Origin of the sequence: Pseudomonas veronii (genome assembly GCF_002028325.1) — a bacterium.
In the GTDB taxonomy this organism is placed as follows: domain Bacteria; phylum Pseudomonadota; class Gammaproteobacteria; order Pseudomonadales; family Pseudomonadaceae; genus Aquipseudomonas; species Aquipseudomonas veronii.
Window position 1 is genome coordinate 1,003,693 of sequence record NZ_CP018420.1, and the last position, 16,646, is coordinate 1,020,338.

The window sequence follows — 16,646 nt, forward strand, 5'->3', positions numbered from 1 at the left end:
CCAAACGAAAACGGCGGTCCCCGAGGTTACCGCCGTTCAGGTTTATCAGGTAGGGGCTCACTTATATATGTGTTGGCGTCGACACTTCAATCAGGGTTGGCGCGGACGGGTCGATGGTGTAAGTGTCACCACTCAGTTCATTACTTTCACGTATCGTGAATGCCCGCGTGCTGGTGATATCCAAGTCTCGATTAGGTACTGTGCCGTCTTCGGTTCTGAGTTTAAGAACCCATTTGGTCGTGGCCTTGACAGTGTGCGTATTCAGTGAAGGATCATACTCTATGATGAAATGTTTTTGACCTGCCGAAACACCGTAGTTGTCTTTAAGTTGCGGTGGCATTAATTCCAGATAGGCTGGATGCGTGGCGCCTTGGTGAGCCACCTCTGAAATACGCGCTCTCAGATCAGCGTCGGGAATAGTCTCTTCAAGTACGGCCAGCCTGCTTTGTATGGTTTCATGTGCTTCGCCTCCCCTGAAATCAAGTTCGGTTCGCACGATATGACCATTCTCTCTTTTTATGATGGAGTAAATTTCTCGGTTCAAGTCAGGCGCAAAACTTTCGGAGTATCCAGTGTCAGGTTTGGCTCTCTCTCCTTCGGTGACGGCGAAATTACCGTCGTCGATTGTCCAGGAAACAGACAGTTTTCTTTTTATGTTTGAGCCTTCTTCGTACACGTCGTCGTAGAATCGGTAGTTTTTGCTTTCGTCCAGGTTCAAGTAGTCGTCAAACTTCTCGGCGCCGAGAATTTTCGAGCCCTTATCATCAACAAAGCGCTCTGAGAACTTGGGGGTGGATGTTGATTCGGTGCTGGGGGTTGGCGAAGGCGAGCGCTGCCATGGCCATTTCACTCCGCCATCGCCACTCGCGGACTTCCACTGCCCAGCACCTGCAGCATGGACCGTCAGCACGGGTTTGCGAGTGCCTGGGTTAATGACTTGAACATAATTGTCGCTGAGTTTGAAATCGCTTCTGATCTCATACACGTTGCTCGAACCTGTGCCGTCGGTATAGCGGATAAACCATTGATCCTCACCGCTGGTTTCATTCTTGACCTGATAAATGCCTTTCGCATTGGGTTGGATATGTTCAATAAGTTGCTCACCGTTCGGCATTGCATGCTCGCTGATATTCTCCGATTCGCTGGGGCGCAACAAGTTGACCTCAGGCTCTAGAGTATGGGAACGCGGAACTTCAGCGTCATTGCTCGATACCTTGGGGGTTCGCACCAAATCAATGTCGTTCGAACGCTCGTTATATTCCCAGCTGTAGCGTTCAACGACCGGGGTCTTGCCTAAACCAGACTCCAGCCCTATTGTCGCAAGTTCGTGTCCCAGTTGCAGAGTTGATATCACCGCTGCGGCAGTGCCGCCAACCCGATCATTGGCGGTCATGCCATAGATCGAGTCATGGGCGCCGAAAAAAATATTGCCTGCGTTGCCGACGACGGGGATATAACCGAAAGTATTACCCCAAAAGTCCTTCGCAGCCTTCCAGCTTTGTTGCGTGGAACCAAACACCTCAGTTTGGTCGGACCATACTGAATTGTTTGTGTTCACCTCTTGGTATTTACCTGCAAGACCCGAATCCAGATTGCCGTATTTCAACCGGTAATCGCCACCTCGCGATTCGGTATAGTTGAATGTCTCTGCCACTGGCACGGCTTTATCGGCGAATATACTGGAATACCCTGGGTAGGTTGCATGAGGGTCGACAATCAAATTGTTGAGTACGTCCCCCGCCTTGGGCCAATGTGCATCTGTGCCGCCTTGCCGGTCGCTGGCGTTGAAACTGCGCTGCACATTTTCCCGGTTGTCTTTTGCCCAGTTGGCAAAATCCGCATCGCCGTGTATTTCACGAACTGCGCCGTTCTTCAAATCAAGCATCAAACCCTTGTTGGGCCGATGCTCATAATTGCCGTCAAAAGGGGTATGAGGAATAAATGCATAGCCTGCCAGTGGATAGCCGTAGATGTTGGGAATAATGACTTGTGCATTATTTTCTAATGTACGCTTTACGGCCGCTTGGCTGGCAGGCGTGAGTTTTTCAAAACTGTCTTTATTATTCGTCAGGCTCTGCAAGGTGCCCCGTACAACATAGGCGTCTGCTTTCCCTGAACGTATCGCCAGTGCTCCCGACTCGTGGCTCATGGGCTTGGCTATTTCATGTGTCCAATGATTTTGAAGATTCTGCCCGTGCAATTCCAAGTCGGCGACCTTGCTGCGGTCTTGTGGCTCGATCTCCATGAACTGGAAGTTGAGCGGGCCTCCTCGCTGCACTTTGTCGTGCGCAAAAGCACCCGCCGCGATTTCCCATGCAAAGTAAGTGCGTTTTTCGGTGTCGGTCAGCACCTCGGGTTTTCCGACCCCTTTGTAGGAGGTGAACGTCACTGTGATTTTTTCATGCGGGTCGTACCCGGCCGCCATTAACCCTCCGCTAAAGTAACCGGCAGGTTCGAGGAACTGGCGGGTCTTCTGAAATTTGATGTTGCGTTCGCCTTCGTTACCACGTTCTATCGTATTTGTCTGTGTGACGACGCGCCCGGCATAGGCATCAATGCGCTGCGTGCGCTCCCGCTGCGTATAGCTCGCCGTTGGTGGAGAAGGGGAGACTGATCCAAAAATGACTTGCTTGGAAAAATCAAATTCGTTTTCAGGCGTAGGACCTTTAATCGGTGTGTCGCCCGCTGAAACGCCAAGCGTTCCCTGAGGCGTATTAGTTTGTGACGAAGTTGAGGTCTCAACTTCTCGTTTTTGACGATTATGTACAGGAGTAGGCGGGATAAACGGAGCGTTGGTAGTGACGGCAAGTGGCGGTAGGGATGACGGACACATATTTATTCTCGGCTGATTTTATTCATGAGTTTCATGAGGTTAATTATCTGGCGCGAAGCAATAGCATTCGATACGCGACACTGCTTTATGGCGCCTTTCAGTGGTTTGGTTTTTCTCTAAGTGCTGTTGAGTTACATGAGTGCTGTAGGGCGGCGGATGAAGTCTTTATAACTGGGTGGCGGCATGGCTACTAAAGGTTCCCATGCCTGCTTTATGCTCCGTGACGTAATGACAGTAGCTTTATGGGGGGCTACAACTTTAGAAAGAAGTCTTATGCCAAGATATGAGCGACCCACTTCTGATTCAAAATGTTTAGATGAGTTGAATGAAACTGCGCGCGAAAAAAAACGGCGCCAGCCTTGTCGGGCCGCGCCGTTTTTTTGTTGATAAGACTTATTGCAAGACTTCGATGACCCCGTCGGCGCTCATGCTCACTTGACTGGTCCCCGCCTCAACTTCCGGCGTCGGCGCCGAATCCATCATGGCGGCTTTCATCATCATCCCGCCGCGTGCGTAAGGTTGTGGATAACCATTGGTGTTGAAGTTCAGGTTGACGATCTTATAACCCTTGCCGCCCAACGCATCGGTGGCCAGTTGGGCGCGAGCCTTGAATGCGCTGACCGCGTCCTTGAGCAGGGCGTCTTCGCTGGACCTGCGCGTGGTGTCAGCGATGGCGAATTCCATGTTTTGCATTTTCAGGGTGTTGAGCAACTCGCCGGTGAGCTTGGACAGCGCCGGGAAGTCTCCGCTCTCCAGGCGCAGTTCGGCGCGTTCACGCCAGCCGGTGATCTTCTGGTTCTTATTGTCGTAGATCGGGTAGCTGTTGCGGCTGCCCTGACGCAGGGTCACGGCCTTGACTTCGCGGGCCTGGCCCAGGGCCTGGTTCATGGTGGTGGTGATGTCGGCGGCGAGCTTGGCGGGGTCGGCGTTCTGGGATTCGGTATAGAGCGTCACGATCATCTTGTCGCGGGCCACTTCCTGGCTGACTTCGGCGCGCAGGGCGATCTGGTTGTAATGCAACTCATCGGCGGCGACGGCCGGGAGGCTGGCCAGGGTGCTGGCGCTGAGGGTGAGAGCGGCTGCGTTGCGAATGAAACGGGACATGGAAGCTCCTTGGAATGTTCGTATCGGTATGACTGTAGACGGTGGTGCCGGGTTCTTCGGGTTTACACATTCACTACAAGTTGTCGCAGTGCCGACGAACGGTCATTCAGCGCGCCTGCGTCAAAGAGCCACACGCGCCGTGTCTGCCGGTCGGCTTCGTTTATACTCCTGCCGATCCGCCTGCAGCGCTCACCGGGAGAGCTCATGCTCGCCGCCGTAAAACTGACTTCCGCCACCCGCCAGAACCTCTGGCGCCTGACGTTCATTCGCACCTTGGTATTGGCCGCGCAGGCCGGTTCCGTCGGGCTTGCCTATTGGTTCGACCTGCTGCCGCTGCCGTGGCTGCAACTGAGCGTGACCCTGGGTTTTTCCACCGTGTTGTGTGCGTTTACCGCCATCCGGTTGCGTACCACCTGGCCGGTGACCGAGCTGGAATACGCCCTGCAGTTGGCCTGCGACCTGTTTATCCACAGTGTGTTGCTGTATTTCTCTGGTGGTTCCACCAATCCGTTCGTTTCGTATTACCTGGTGCCCTTGACCATCGCGGCCGTGACCTTGCCGTGGCGCTACTCGGTGATACTCTCCGGCATTGCCCTGACCCTGTACACCTTGCTGCTGGCGCAGTTCTACCCGTTGCAGACGTTCCCCATCGCCCGGGAAAACCTGCAGATCTACGGGATGTGGCTGAGCTTCGCGCTGTCCGCCGCAGTTATCACCTTTTTTGCCGCGCGCATGGCCGAAGAACTGCGCCGCCAGGAAGAATTGCGCGCCATCCGCCGCGAAGAAGGCCTGCGCGACCAGCAACTGCTGGCCGTCGCGACCCAGGCCGCCGGTGCGGCCCATGAGTTGGGCACGCCCCTGGCGACCATGAGCGTGCTGCTCAACGAAATGACCCAGGACCACCACGATCCGGCGCTGCAAGAAGACCTCGGCGTGCTGCGCGAGCAGGTCAAGCAGTGCAAGCAAACCTTGCAGCAACTGGTGCGCGCCGCCGAAGCCAACCGCCGCCTGGCGGTGGAGATGCAGGACGTGACCCAGTGGCTCGACGAAGCCCTGAACCGCTGGCACCTGATGCGCCCCGAAGCCAGTTACCGTTTCCACCTGCTGGGGCAGGGCAGCGTGCCGCGCATGGCGCCGCCGCCGGACCTGACCCAGGCCCTGCTCAACCTGTTGAACAATGCCGCCGATGCCTGCCCCGAAGGCCTGGAAGTGCAGCTGGACTGGGACACGGAAAACCTCACCATCAGCATTCGTGACCACGGCGCAGGCGTGCCGCTGGCTATTGCCGAGCAGATCGGCAAACCTTTCTTTACCACCAAGGGCAAAGGCTTCGGCCTCGGCCTGTTTTTGAGCAAGGCCAGCGTGACCCGCGCGGGCGGCTCAGTGAAGCTCTATAGTCATGAGGAAGGCGGCACGCTCACCGAGCTGCGCCTGCCCCGTGTCGCACGAGGAGATATCGATGAGTGATGAGATCCAAGTCGAAGGCGAAGAACTGCCGCACCTGTTGCTGGTAGATGATGACGCTACCTTTACCCGCGTCATGGCGCGTGCCATGAGCCGTCGCGGTTTCCGCGTCAGCACCGCGGGCTCCGCGGAAGAGGGCCTGAGCATCGCCCAGGCCGACCTGCCGGACTACGCCGCGCTCGACCTGAAAATGGACGGCGACTCCGGCCTGGTGCTGCTGCCCAAGCTGCTCGAACTCGATCCGGAAATGCGTGTGGTGATCCTCACCGGTTATTCCAGCATTGCCACCGCTGTCGAAGCCATCAAGCGTGGCGCCTGCAACTACCTGTGCAAACCGGCGGACGCCGACGACGTGCTGGCCGCCTTGCTCTCCGAGCATGCCGACCTCGACACCCTGGTGCCGGAAAACCCGATGTCGGTGGACCGCCTGCAGTGGGAACACATCCAGCGCGTGCTGACCGAGCATGAAGGCAATATCTCGGCCACCGCCCGCGCGCTGGGCATGCACCGGCGTACCCTGCAACGCAAGCTGCAGAAGCGCCCGGTACGGCGCTGAACGCCGGCTGAACAATCTACTTCAGGCCGCACGGCGCCTTGAACCGATGCTCTATGATCGGTTCAAACGCCTGCCATCTATTTCCTACCGAGCCTGAACGATGAATCAGAACGCTGAGTATTCCGCGGTCAACGACGCGGTGCGTGGGCACTTTTTTCGCCGAACCTGGGCGATGATCACGCCCTATTGGCGCAGTGAAGAAAAGGGCAAGGCATGGTTGCTGTTGTTGGCGGTGATTGGTTTGTCGCTGTTCAGCGTCGCGATCTCCGTGTGGATCAACCACTGGTACAAGGATTTCTACAACGCCCTGGAACATAAGGACACGGCGGCCTTCTGGCAACTGATCGGCTATTTCGGCGGCATCGCTGCGGTGGCCATCCTCGGTGCGGTTTATCGCTTGTACCTGACCCAGATGCTGACCATCCGCTGGCGGGCCTGGTTGACCGAAAAACACTTCGCACGCTGGCTCAGCGACAAAAACTACTACCAGCTGGAGCAGGGCGGTTATACCGATAACCCGGACCAGCGGATCTCCGAAGACCTCAATAACTTCACCTCCAGCAGCTTGAGCCTCGGCCTGGGTCTGCTGCGCAATGTGGTCAGCCTGGTGTCGTTTTCGATCATCCTGTGGGGTGTGTCGGGCAGCATCGAAGTGTTCGGTATCACCATTCCCGGCTACATGTTCTGGTGTGCATTGCTCTATGCCGCCGTGGGCAGTTGGCTGACGCACCTGATCGGGCGTCGCTTGATCGGGCTGAACAATCAACAACAACGCTTCGAGGCGGATTTGCGCTTCTCGATGGTCCGGGTCCGCGAGAATGCCGAGAGCATTGCCTTGTACAACGGCGAGCCCAACGAAAATCGCCGTTTGAGCCAACGCTTCGGCCGGGTCTGGCATAACTTCTGGGACATCATGAAAGTGTCCAAGCGCCTGACTTTCTTCACCGCCGGCTACAGCCAGATCGCAATCATCTTCCCGTTCATCGTCGCCGCGCCGCGCTACTTCACCGGCAAGATCGAGCTGGGCGAGCTGATGCAAATCAACTCGGCGTTCGGCAACGTCCAGGAGAACTTCAGCTGGTTTATCGGCGCGTACACGGATCTGGCCAGCTGGCGCGCCACCAGTGATCGTCTGCTGAGTTTCCAGCAGGCCATGAGCGATAACGAACAGCGCCCTGCGGCCATCGACGTGCGCCCGGAAGGCGAGCGCCTGGTGGTAGAGAAGCTCGGCATGGACCTGGCCGATGGCCGCCACTTGCTCGCCGGCGCCGACATGGTCGTCGAGCCGGGCCAGCGCCTGATGCTCAGCGGGCGTTCCGGCAGCGGTAAAAGTACGTTGCTGCGTGCCATGGGCCAGCTGTGGCCGGCGGGCCATGGCAGCATCCGCCTGCCGGCGGCGCGTTACCTGTTCCTGCCGCAGAAGCCGTATCTGCCGATCGGCACGTTGAAGGCCGCGCTGAGTTATCCACAGGACGACGGCGTGTACATGGACGAACGTTATGCACAGGTCCTGGAAACCTGCCGCTTGCCGCATCTGGTCGCGCGGCTGGACGAAGCCAACCACTGGCAGCGCATGCTCTCGCCCGGCGAGCAGCAGCGCCTGGCCTTTGCCCGTGCGTTGTTGTTCGCACCGCAGTGGCTGTACATGGACGAAGCGACATCGGCCATGGATGAAGAGGATGAGGCGACGTTGTACCAGGCGTTGATCGATGAGCTGCCGGGGCTGAGCATCGTCAGCGTCGGCCATCGCAGCAGCCTCAAGCGCTTCCATGGGCGGCATGTGCGGATCGAAAGCGGCCACCTGCAAGAACAACCCGTGTCCTGAGGGCCGTCCTCGGTCAGTGTGGGAGGGCGCTTGCTCCCGATAGCAGTGTGTCAGTCAGCCTATATATCAACTGATCCGCCGCTATCGGGAGCAAGCTCCCTCCCACAATGGCATCCCCGCTGGTCTGGAGATTGAGGCCCAACAAAAAGCCCGGCTGATCATCGATCAGCCGGGCTTTTTTACAGCGCCTGAAAAGACTTACTTCTTCAAGCCGTAATGCTCATCCAACATGCCAGGGGCGTTCGGCGTTTTTGGCGCGTAGTCCCGTGGCGGCTCCTGGTTTTCCCGTGGCGGGGTCAGGCGTTCCCGTGGAGTTTGCGGTGCATCGGAATGCAGCGCGGCCAGCAGGCGCTGACGGGTGATGTCGTCGAGCGCCAGGCGGTTGGCGCCGTCGGCGAGGTGATCCTGTACTTCCTGGTAGCTCTGGGTGAGCTTCTTGACCAGGGTCGCGGTGCTGTTGAAGTGGGTAACAACCTCGTTCTGATAACTGTCAAAACGTTCCTGAATGTCATCCAACTGACGCTGCGTGCGGTTAGGCGCGGCATTCGGCAGCAAGCGAGCAACCAGGAATCCAATGGCGACACCGGCAACCAGGGCAAGAGTCGGCAACAACCAAACTAAGAGCGAGTGTTCCACGAGTCCTTCCTCTATAAACGGCTTTGCTTTACGTTAACGGCTCGGACCTGCGCTGTATACCGCGATTAAGCTCGCAATGATGCCATGCACAGACTTTTAGCTAGACGAGTCGACCCTTTGAGAGGTCACGGAGTTCATTCCTTGCTCATGCGTGAAACCCCTGTTTTGATCGATGGCCCGGTAGGCCAATTGGAAGCCCTGTACCTGGATCAGCCCGCGCCACGTGGCCTGGCGCTGATCTGCCACCCTAACCCGGTGCAGGGTGGGACCATGCTCAATAAAGTTGTTTCGACCCTGCAACGCACCGCCCGCGATGCCGGTTTGATCACCTTGCGATTCAATTACCGTGGCGTCGGTGCCAGCGCCGGCACCCATGACATGGCCAGCGGTGAAGTGGACGATGCCGAAGCGGCCGCCACCTGGTTGCGCAAGAAACACCCCGACCTGCCGATCACCTTGCTCGGTTTTTCGTTTGGTGGCTATGTCGCCGCCAGCCTCGGCGGCCGTCTGGAAGCCAAGGGCGAAAAGCTCGCGCACCTGTTCATGGTCGCCGCCGCGGTGATGCGCCTGGGCGATGCCGACCTGCTGCCGCAGAACTGCCCGCTGACCCTGATCCAGCCGGAAACCGACGAAGTGGTCGACCCGCAATGCGTCTACGACTGGTCCGCCGCCCTGAAACGCCCCCATGAGCTGCTGAAAGTGGCAGAATGCGGACACTTTTTTCATGGCAAGCTCACCGATCTCAAGGATCTGGTGCTGCCGCGCCTCTCGAATTGATAGCAGTCTGATAAGCGATTACCCATGACGACTCGTACCCGTATCCTCACCGGCATCACCACCACCGGCACGCCGCACCTGGGCAACTACGCCGGTGCGATCCGCCCGGCGATCCTTGCCAGTCAGGACGCCAATGCCGACTCCTTCTACTTCCTGGCCGACTACCACGCCCTGATCAAATGCGATGACCCGCAGCGCATCCAGCGCTCGCGTATGGAAATCGCCGCGACCTGGCTGGCCGGTGGCCTGGATGTGAACCGGGTGACGTTCTATCGCCAGTCCGACATTCCCGAGATCCCCGAGCTGACCTGGCTGCTGACCTGCGTCGCCGCCAAGGGCCTGCTCAACCGCGCCCATGCCTACAAGGCGTCGGTGGACAAGAACGTGGAAAACGGCGAAGACCCGGATGCGGGCATCACCATGGGCCTGTACAGCTACCCGGTGCTGATGGCGGCGGACATTTTGATGTTCAACGCGCACAAGGTGCCGGTGGGCCGCGACCAGATCCAGCACGTGGAAATGGCCCGCGACATCGGTCAGCGCTTCAACCACCTGTTCGGCAACGGTAAAGAGTTCTTCACCCTGCCCGAGGCGGTGATCGAAGAAAGCGTCGCCACCTTGCCGGGCCTGGACGGTCGCAAGATGTCGAAGAGCTACGACAACACCATCCCGTTGTTCACCAGCGCCAAGGACATGAAAGACGCGATCTCGCGGATCGTCACCGACTCCCGCGCGCCCGGCGAAGCGAAGGACCCGGACAATTCGCACCTGTTCACCCTGTACCAGGCGTTTGCCAGCAAGGCCCAGGAACAGGAATTCCGCGCCGAGTTGCTGCAAGGCCTGGGCTGGGGCGAGGCGAAGAACCGTCTGTTCCAACTGCTGGACGGGCAACTGGGTGAAGCCCGTGAGCGTTACCACCAATTGATGTCGCGCCCGGCGGACATGGAAGACCTGCTGCTGATCGGCGCCCAAAAAGCCCGCGCCGTGGCCGCGCCGTTCCTCGCCGAGCTGCGTGAGGCCGTTGGCCTGCGTTCGTTCGTCAACCAGGCCGCGGCGCCGGTCAGCACCAAGAAAAAGGCCGCGAAAGCCGCGCGCTTCGTGAGTTTCCGCGAAGACGACGGCAGCTTCCGCTTCCGCCTGTTGGCGGCCGATGGCGAGCAACTGCTGCTGTCGCGCAATTTTGCCGATGGTAAAGCAGCTGGTGCGGTGACCAAGAAACTGCAATCGGGTCAAACCCTGGATATTCGCAGCGAAGCGTTTGGCTTCAATGTTTGGCTCGACGGTGAATGTGTGGCCGAAAGTTCGGCGATCTACGCTGGCGCGGCGGAACGAGATGCCGCCATCGAAGCCCTGCGCGTTGCGCTGACCCCCCTCGAGGATTAACCCGACCAAGGGTTGATTGCCATTATCCGGGGCCGTCGTTACAGTGACGGCCCGTTTTTGTTGCCTTGCTAACGAAATTATGACGCCCCTAGAACGATATCAAGCTGATCTGAAACGCCCTGAATTCTTCCATGACGCGGCCCAGGAAACGGCGGTGCGTCATTTGCAGCGTCTGTACGAAGACCTGGTCGCGGCTTCGCAGAGTAAGCCAGGGATGCTCGGCAAGCTGTTTGGCAAGAAAGATCGCACGCCGGTCAAGGGCCTGTACTTCTGGGGCGGCGTGGGTCGCGGCAAGACCTACCTGGTGGACACGTTCTTCGAAGCGCTGCCGTTCAAGGAAAAGGTCCGCACGCACTTCCACCGCTTCATGAAGCGCGTCCATGAAGAGATGAAAACCCTGCCGGGCGAGAAAAACCCGTTGACCATCATCGCCAAGCGGTTCTCCGCAGAGGCGCGGGTGATCTGCTTCGATGAGTTCTTCGTCTCCGACATCACCGACGCCATGATCCTCGGCACCCTGATGGAAGAGCTGTTCAAGAACGGCGTGACCCTGGTCGCCACCTCGAACATCGTGCCCGATGGCCTGTACAAGGACGGCCTGCAACGCGCGCGCTTCCTGCCAGCCATTGCGCTGATCAAGCAGAACACCGAGATCGTCAACGTCGACAGCGGCGTCGATTACCGCCTGCGGCACCTGGAGCAAGCGGAGTTGTTCCACTTCCCGCTCAACGACGCGGCGCAAGATAGCCTGCGCAAAAGCTTCCGCGCCCTCACGCCGGAATGCACCCAGGCGGTGGAAAACGACAAGTTGATCATCGAAAACCGCCAAATCATCGCGCTGCGTACCTGCGATGACGTGGCCTGGTTCGACTTCCGCGAACTGTGCGACGGCCCGCGCAGCCAGAACGACTACATCGAACTGGGCAAGATCTTCCACGCCGTGATCCTCAGTGGCGTGGAGCAGATGAGCGTCAGCACCGACGACATCGCGCGCCGCTTTATCAACATGGTCGACGAGTTCTACGACCGCAACGTCAAGTTGATCATCTCGGCGGAAGTCGAGCTCAAGGACCTCTACACCGGCGGTCGCTTGAACTTCGAATTCCAGCGCACCCTGAGCCGCCTGCTGGAGATGCAATCCCACGAGTTCCTGTCGCGGGCGCACAAACCCTAAGCACGACGCAGTAAAAAGTGTGGGAGGGGGCTTGCCCCCGATAGCGGTGTATCAGTGCCAGATGTACTGACTGATACACCGCTATCGGGAGCAAGCTCCCTCCCACATTTTGTCTCTGTACAGCCCTGATTATGCGGCTTGCTGGAACTGCTGGCGGTACTGGTTCGGTGACAGCTCGGTGTGCTGCCTGAACAGCCGCGCAAAGAAACTCGCATCGTCGTAGCCCACCTCATAACTGATGGTCTTGATGCTCTTGCGGCTGCCCGAGAGCAGCCCTTTCGCCGTCTCGATGCGCAAGCGTTGCAGGTAATGCAGCGGCTTGTCGCCGGTGGCGGTCTGGAAGCGGCGCATGAAGTTGCGGATGCTCATGCCGTGCTCCCGGGCCACGTCCTCGAAGCGGAACTTGTCGGCGAAATGCTCTTCGAGCCAGTGCTGGATCTGCAGGATGATCACATCCTGGTGCAGCTTCTGCCCGCCGAAACCGATCCGTCCCGGCGAATAGTTGCGCTGCACTTCGTAAAGAATATCGCGGGCCACGGCCTGGGCGATGTTGGCGCCGCAGAAGCGTTCGATCAGATAGATGTAGAGGTCGCAGGCCGAGGTGGTGCCGCCGGCGCAGTACAGGTTGTCGGCGTCGGTCAGGTGCTTGTCCTGGTTGAGCTGGACCTTGGGGAAGCGCTCGCTGAAGGCAGTGAAGAAACGCCAGTAGGTGGTCGCCTCCTTGCCATCGAGCAGCCCGGCTTCGGCCAGCCAGAACACCCCGGTCGCTTCGCCGCAGAGCACCGCGCCGCGGGCGTGCTGTTCGCGCAGCCACGGCAGCACTTGCGGGTAGCGCGTACTCAGGGCATCGAAGTCATCCCAGAAGGCCGGCAGCACGATGATGTCGGCGTCTTCCAGGCCGCCGTCCACCGGCATGATCACATCACTGAAGCTGCGCACCGATTGCCCGTCGGGGCTGACCAGGCGCGTTTCGAACGCGGGAGTCAGGCCCAGGCCTTGTTGTTTGCCGTAACGCAGGCTGGCGAGGTGGAAGAAATCCTTGGCTTGCATGAGGGTGGAAGCGAACACCCGATCAATGGCCAAAATGCTGACGCGCCGCAAGGGCGTGGAGATTTGGTTAGACATAATTTCATTTATTCTTATAGGGGAAAGTGGTCACCAGACGGCTGGATCGTCTTATTTTTTGTCGCATGTGTCCAGTGTCCTGTGACGCCTTCGCGGCATAGGCTCTGTGGTTCGTCTTTGTCCGACAATCCACGCAGGTGACCTCATGATCCCCAGAACGTTGTTCAGTCCGGAACACGAACTCTTCCGCCAGAGCGTGCGTACCTTCCTTGAAAAAGACGCTGCGCCGTTCCATGCGCAATGGGAGAAGCAGGGCTATATCGACCGTGCGCTGTGGAACAAGGCCGGCGAGGCGGGGATGTTGTGTTCCCATCTGCCGGAGGAGTACGGCGGCCTGGGCGCGGACTTTCTCTACAGCGCGGTGGTGATCGAAGAGATCAGCCGCCTGGGCCTGACCGGCATCGGTTTCTCCCTGCATTCGGACATTGTCGCGCCGTATATCCTGCATTACGGCAGTGAAGCGCTGAAGCACCAATACCTGCCCCAATTGATCTCCGGCGAGAAGGTCACGGCCATCGCCATGACCGAGCCGGGCGCCGGGTCCGACCTGCAAGGGGTCAAGACCACGGCGGTGCTGGACGGTGATGAGTATGTGATCAACGGCTCCAAGACCTTTATCACCAACGGTTTTCTCGCCGATCTGGTGATCGTGGTCGCCAAGACCGACCCCAAGGCCGGCGCCAAGGGCACCAGCCTGTTCCTGGTGGAGGCCGCTACGCCGGGCTTCGACAAGGGCAAGCGCCTGGAAAAGGTCGGCATGAAGGCTCAGGACACCTCGGAGCTGTTCTTCCAGGATGTCCGTGTGCCCAAGGAAAACCTGCTGGGCCAGGCAGGCATGGGCTTCGCCTACTTGATGCAGGAGCTGCCGCAGGAGCGCTTGACCGTGGCGATTGGCGCGCTGGAGTCAGCCGAAGCGGCGCTGCAATGGACCCTCGACTACACCCGTGAGCGCAAGGCCTTCGGCAAGGCGATTGCCGACTTCCAGAACACCCGCTTCAAACTGGCGGAGATGGCCACCGAGATCCAGATCGGCCGCGTGTTCGTCGATAAATGCCTGGCGTTGCACCTGGAGGGCAAGCTCGACGTGCCCACCGCCGCGATGGCCAAGTACTGGGCCACGGACCTGCAATGCAAGGTGCTCGACGAGTGTGTGCAATTGCACGGCGGCTACGGCTTCATGTGGGAATACCCGATCGCCCGCGCCTGGGCGGATGCGCGGGTGCAGCGGATTTATGCGGGGACCAATGAGATCATGAAGGAGATTATCGCGCGGGCGCTTTGATTTCGATGGTGTGGCTGAGGGCCTCATCGGGGGCAAGCCCCCTCCCACGTTTTACTGGGTTCACACGGCTAAGTGTGGGAGGGGGCTTGCCCCCGATAGCGGTCTAGAGATCAATCAAGGTGCTGGATTAGGATGATCCTTTTGAATCGCCTCAATCCCCTCCAGCACCTCTTTCGACAGTTTCAGGTCAGCGCTGGCAAGGTTGCTGTCCAGTTGCTCCAGGCTCGTCGCACCAATGATGTTGCTGGTCACGAACGGCTGTTGCGTGACGAACGCCAACGCCATCTGCGCCGGGTCCAGGCCGTGTTCGCGGGCCAGGGCCACATAACGGCTGCACGCTGCTTCCGACTGCGGGTTGAAATAGCGGCTGAAGCGGCTGTATTCGGTCAGGCGGGCTTTTGCCGGGCGCGCACCGCCTTCGTATTTGCCGCTGAGCATGCCGAATGCCAGGGGCGAATAAGCCAGCAGACCGCACTGTTCGCGAATGGCGATTTCCGCCAGGCCCACTTCAAAGCTGCGGTTGAGCAGGTTGTAGGGGTTCTGGATCGACACCGCGCGGGTCCAGCCGCGGGCTTCGGCCAGGGCGAGGAACTTCATGGTGCCCCACGGCGTTTCGTTGGACAGACCGATGTGGCGGATCTTGCCGGCCTTCACCTGCGCGTCCAGCGCTTCGAGGGTTTCCTCCAGCGGCGTCAGGTCGTCTTCGTCCTTGTGCTTGTAGCCCAGCTGGCCGAAGAAGTTGGTGCTGCGCTCCGGCCAGTGCAACTGGTAGAGGTCGATCCAGTCGGTCTGCAGGCGCTTGAGGCTGGCATCCAGGGCTTCGACGATGTGCTGGCGGTTGTGGCGCAGGTGGCCGCCGCGGATATAGTCGATGGTGTTGCCGGGGCCGGCGATCTTGCTGGCGAGAATCCAGTCGGCGCGGTCGCCGCGGCTTTTGAAGTAATTCCCGATGTAGCGCTCGGTGGTGGCATAGGTGCCGGCCTTGGGTGGCACCGGGTACATTTCCGCCGTGTCGAGGAAGTTGATCCCCGCGGCCTTGGCCCGTTCGATCTGCGCGAAGGCCTCTGCCTCGCTGTTCTGCTCGCCCCAGGTCATGGTGCCCAAGGCTATCGCGCTTACGTGCAGATCGGTACGGCCCAGCTGTCGATAATCCATCGGGTGCTCCTTCGGGGAAAACAATCATAAAAGCAGGTTGAATTTTTTTTCGCAATCTGCATAATTGCCCACCTCTTTCTGCAGTGGAAGTGATGCGCCGCCTGCCGAAGAATCTTGCCGTTGAACGGACGCGCCGACCCGAGCCCCCGATAGCGTCTGTATCCGGCTGCCTTTGACTTGTCAAAGTACGCACTATTCAGTAAGATCCGCCGTCTAATTTACAGGGCGGCCCCTGAGGCTATTAAAGAATGACAACTTTTACTGCAAAACCGGAAACAGTTCAGCGCGACTGGTTTGTCGTCGACGCCGCTGGTCAGACTCTGGGTCGTCTGGCCACTGAAGTCGCCAGCCGTCTGCGTGGCAAGCACAAGCCTGAATACACCCCTCACGTTGACACCGGTGACTACATCGTGATCATCAACGCTGAGCAGGTACGTGTTACCGGCAACAAAGCGCAAGACAAAATGTACTACCGTCACTCCGGTTTCCCAGGCGGCATCAAGTCTTCCAATTTCGAAGGTCTGATCGCCAAGAAGCCTGAGGCCCCGATTGAAATCGCGGTTAAAGGCATGCTGCCGAAGGGCCCACTGGGTCGCGATATGTTTCGCAAGCTGAAAGTCTATGCGGGCGCTGCTCACCCTCATGCTGCTCAGCAGCCCCAAGAACTGAAGTTTTAACGGAATAGTTCATTATGTCGGCGACTCAAAATTACGGCACTGGCCGTCGCAAAACCGCAACCGCACGCGTTTTCCTGCGTCCGGGCACTGGTAACATCTCGATCAACAACCGCACTCTGGACAACTTCTTCGGCCGCGAAACTGCCCGCATGGTAGTTCGTCAGCCGCTGGAATTGACCGAGACTGTTGAAAAGTTCGACATCTACGTCACCGTTATCGGTGGCGGTGTAAGTGGTCAAGCTGGCGCAATCCGCCACGGTATCACTCGCGCTCTGATGCAGTACGACGAAACCCTGCGTGGCGCTCTGCGCAAAGCTGGCTTCGTGACTCGTGATGCTCGTGAAGTTGAACGTAAGAAAGTCGGTCTGCGTAAAGCGCGTAAGCGTCCGCAGTACTCGAAGCGTTAATTCGCTTTACGTTGCACAAAAACGCCCAGCCTCCTTACGGAGCTGGGCGTTTTTTATTGCCTGCTATTTATGCATAAATTTCGGCGTGACAACTTGCCACAGCCGTAGACCCCCTATACTACAAGGCTTGGAGCTGGAGCTCCGGGTAATTCCCTTGTCAGGGGTGGGGCTTTTCATTACCATTCGGCAAAATTTTTATAAGTTCAGATTTAATACTTAGTAGACGCCTGATTTAACAGGCCAAAAAG

General features: G+C 58.6%; 14 protein-coding genes. 9 read left to right on the forward strand and 5 right to left on the reverse strand.

Annotated elements, in window-relative coordinates; translation table 11 throughout:
• Nucleotides 1–61: 61 nt before the first annotated feature.
• A complete protein-coding gene (locus tag PverR02_RS04560; RefSeq protein ID WP_227778784.1) occupies nucleotides 62–2,833 on the reverse strand; it encodes a hypothetical protein in 2,772 nt (923 codons plus the stop codon).
• A 393-nt stretch (nucleotides 2,834–3,226) separates the two neighbouring features.
• Nucleotides 3,227–3,937 (reverse strand): SIMPL domain-containing protein, encoded by a 711-nt coding sequence (locus PverR02_RS04565; protein WP_079442854.1) that lies wholly within the window; start codon nucleotides 3,935–3,937, stop codon nucleotides 3,227–3,229.
• A gap of 204 nt (nucleotides 3,938–4,141) precedes the next feature.
• Here PverR02_RS04565 and PverR02_RS04570 point away from each other — a divergent pair, with 204 nt between their 5' ends.
• From PverR02_RS04570 to PverR02_RS04580, 3 genes are all read left to right on the forward strand, one after another.
• On the forward strand, nucleotides 4,142–5,404 hold the full coding sequence (locus PverR02_RS04570) for an ATP-binding protein (protein ID WP_017845431.1): 1,263 nt from the start codon (nucleotides 4,142–4,144) through the stop codon (nucleotides 5,402–5,404).
• Nucleotides 5,397–5,957, forward strand: coding sequence for a response regulator transcription factor (locus PverR02_RS04575; RefSeq protein WP_004372278.1), 561 nt, complete (start codon nucleotides 5,397–5,399; stop codon nucleotides 5,955–5,957). Before PverR02_RS04570 ends, PverR02_RS04575 begins: the two co-directional genes overlap by 8 nt.
• A 100-nt stretch (nucleotides 5,958–6,057) precedes the next feature.
• Nucleotides 6,058–7,782, forward strand: a complete 1,725-nt coding sequence (locus PverR02_RS04580) for an ABC transporter ATP-binding protein/permease (RefSeq protein WP_079442855.1) — start codon at nucleotides 6,058–6,060, stop codon at nucleotides 7,780–7,782.
• 198 nt (nucleotides 7,783–7,980) lie between these two features.
• On the opposite strand, the gene PverR02_RS04585 is transcribed toward PverR02_RS04580, so the two are convergent.
• Nucleotides 7,981–8,418 (reverse strand): YhcB family protein, encoded by a 438-nt coding sequence (locus tag PverR02_RS04585; RefSeq protein ID WP_003171734.1) that lies wholly within the window; start codon nucleotides 8,416–8,418, stop codon nucleotides 7,981–7,983.
• Nucleotides 8,419–8,565: 147 nt separating this feature from the next.
• Here PverR02_RS04585 and PverR02_RS04590 point away from each other — a divergent pair, with 147 nt between their 5' ends.
• The 3 genes from PverR02_RS04590 (at nucleotide 8,566) to zapE (ending at nucleotide 11,752) form a co-directional block, all read left to right on the forward strand.
• Nucleotides 8,566–9,195 carry an alpha/beta hydrolase gene (locus PverR02_RS04590; protein WP_026139827.1) on the forward strand — a complete coding sequence of 210 codons (630 nt, stop codon included), beginning with the start codon at nucleotides 8,566–8,568 and terminating at the stop codon, nucleotides 9,193–9,195.
• 24 nt (nucleotides 9,196–9,219) lie between these two features.
• Nucleotides 9,220–10,578 carry a tryptophan--tRNA ligase gene (locus PverR02_RS04595; RefSeq protein ID WP_079442856.1) on the forward strand — a complete coding sequence of 453 codons (1,359 nt, stop codon included), beginning with the start codon at nucleotides 9,220–9,222 and terminating at the stop codon, nucleotides 10,576–10,578.
• A 79-nt stretch (nucleotides 10,579–10,657) separates the two neighbouring features.
• Nucleotides 10,658–11,752 carry a cell division protein ZapE gene (gene zapE, locus PverR02_RS04600; protein WP_046384701.1) on the forward strand — a complete coding sequence of 365 codons (1,095 nt, stop codon included), beginning with the start codon at nucleotides 10,658–10,660 and terminating at the stop codon, nucleotides 11,750–11,752.
• 129 nt (nucleotides 11,753–11,881) lie between these two features.
• Here the strand turns inward: zapE and PverR02_RS04605 are convergent, their stop codons facing one another.
• Nucleotides 11,882–12,802 carry a GlxA family transcriptional regulator gene (locus tag PverR02_RS04605; RefSeq protein ID WP_169850558.1) on the reverse strand — a complete coding sequence of 307 codons (921 nt, stop codon included), beginning with the start codon at nucleotides 12,800–12,802 and terminating at the stop codon, nucleotides 11,882–11,884.
• A 220-nt stretch (nucleotides 12,803–13,022) separates the two neighbouring features.
• Between PverR02_RS04605 and PverR02_RS04610 the strand changes: the two genes are divergently transcribed.
• Entirely contained in the window at nucleotides 13,023–14,159 is a 1,137-nt protein-coding gene (locus PverR02_RS04610) for an acyl-CoA dehydrogenase family protein (protein ID WP_079442857.1), read from the forward strand.
• 114 nt (nucleotides 14,160–14,273) lie between these two features.
• Here the strand turns inward: PverR02_RS04610 and PverR02_RS04615 are convergent, their stop codons facing one another.
• Nucleotides 14,274–15,314 carry an NADP(H)-dependent aldo-keto reductase gene (locus PverR02_RS04615; protein ID WP_079442858.1) on the reverse strand — a complete coding sequence of 347 codons (1,041 nt, stop codon included), beginning with the start codon at nucleotides 15,312–15,314 and terminating at the stop codon, nucleotides 14,274–14,276.
• Nucleotides 15,315–15,562: 248 nt separating this feature from the next.
• On the opposite strand from PverR02_RS04615, the gene rplM reads away from it, so the two are divergent.
• A complete protein-coding gene (gene rplM / locus PverR02_RS04620) occupies nucleotides 15,563–15,991 on the forward strand; it encodes a 50S ribosomal protein L13 (RefSeq protein WP_010568039.1) in 429 nt (142 codons plus the stop codon).
• Between the two features lie 14 nt (nucleotides 15,992–16,005).
• Entirely contained in the window at nucleotides 16,006–16,398 is a 393-nt protein-coding gene (gene rpsI / locus PverR02_RS04625) for a 30S ribosomal protein S9 (protein WP_003171743.1), read from the forward strand.
• Nucleotides 16,399–16,646 lie beyond the last annotated feature (248 nt).

Bases quoted from the DNA above. Each gene is read 5' to 3' on its own strand.
- PverR02_RS04605 (WP_169850558.1), bottom strand. From the start codon at position 12,802: ATGCAAGCCAAGGATTTCTTCCACCTCGCCAGCCTGCGTTACGGCAAA.
- zapE (WP_046384701.1), top strand. From the start codon at position 10,658: ATGACGCCCCTAGAACGATATCAAGCTGATCTGAAACGCCCTGAATTC.
- PverR02_RS04580 (WP_079442855.1), top strand. From the start codon at position 6,058: ATGAATCAGAACGCTGAGTATTCCGCGGTCAACGACGCGGTGCGTGGG.
- PverR02_RS04565 (WP_079442854.1), bottom strand. From the start codon at position 3,937: ATGTCCCGTTTCATTCGCAACGCAGCCGCTCTCACCCTCAGCGCCAGC.
- PverR02_RS04575 (WP_004372278.1), top strand. From the start codon at position 5,397: ATGAGTGATGAGATCCAAGTCGAAGGCGAAGAACTGCCGCACCTGTTG.
- PverR02_RS04595 (WP_079442856.1), top strand. From the start codon at position 9,220: ATGACGACTCGTACCCGTATCCTCACCGGCATCACCACCACCGGCACG.
- PverR02_RS04615 (WP_079442858.1), bottom strand. From the start codon at position 15,314: ATGGATTATCGACAGCTGGGCCGTACCGATCTGCACGTAAGCGCGATA.
- PverR02_RS04610 (WP_079442857.1), top strand. From the start codon at position 13,023: ATGATCCCCAGAACGTTGTTCAGTCCGGAACACGAACTCTTCCGCCAG.
- rplM (WP_010568039.1), top strand. From the start codon at position 15,563: ATGACAACTTTTACTGCAAAACCGGAAACAGTTCAGCGCGACTGGTTT.
- PverR02_RS04560 (WP_227778784.1), bottom strand. From the start codon at position 2,833: ATGTGTCCGTCATCCCTACCGCCACTTGCCGTCACTACCAACGCTCCG.
- rpsI (WP_003171743.1), top strand. From the start codon at position 16,006: ATGTCGGCGACTCAAAATTACGGCACTGGCCGTCGCAAAACCGCAACC.
- PverR02_RS04570 (WP_017845431.1), top strand. From the start codon at position 4,142: ATGCTCGCCGCCGTAAAACTGACTTCCGCCACCCGCCAGAACCTCTGG.
- PverR02_RS04590 (WP_026139827.1), top strand. From the start codon at position 8,566: ATGCGTGAAACCCCTGTTTTGATCGATGGCCCGGTAGGCCAATTGGAA.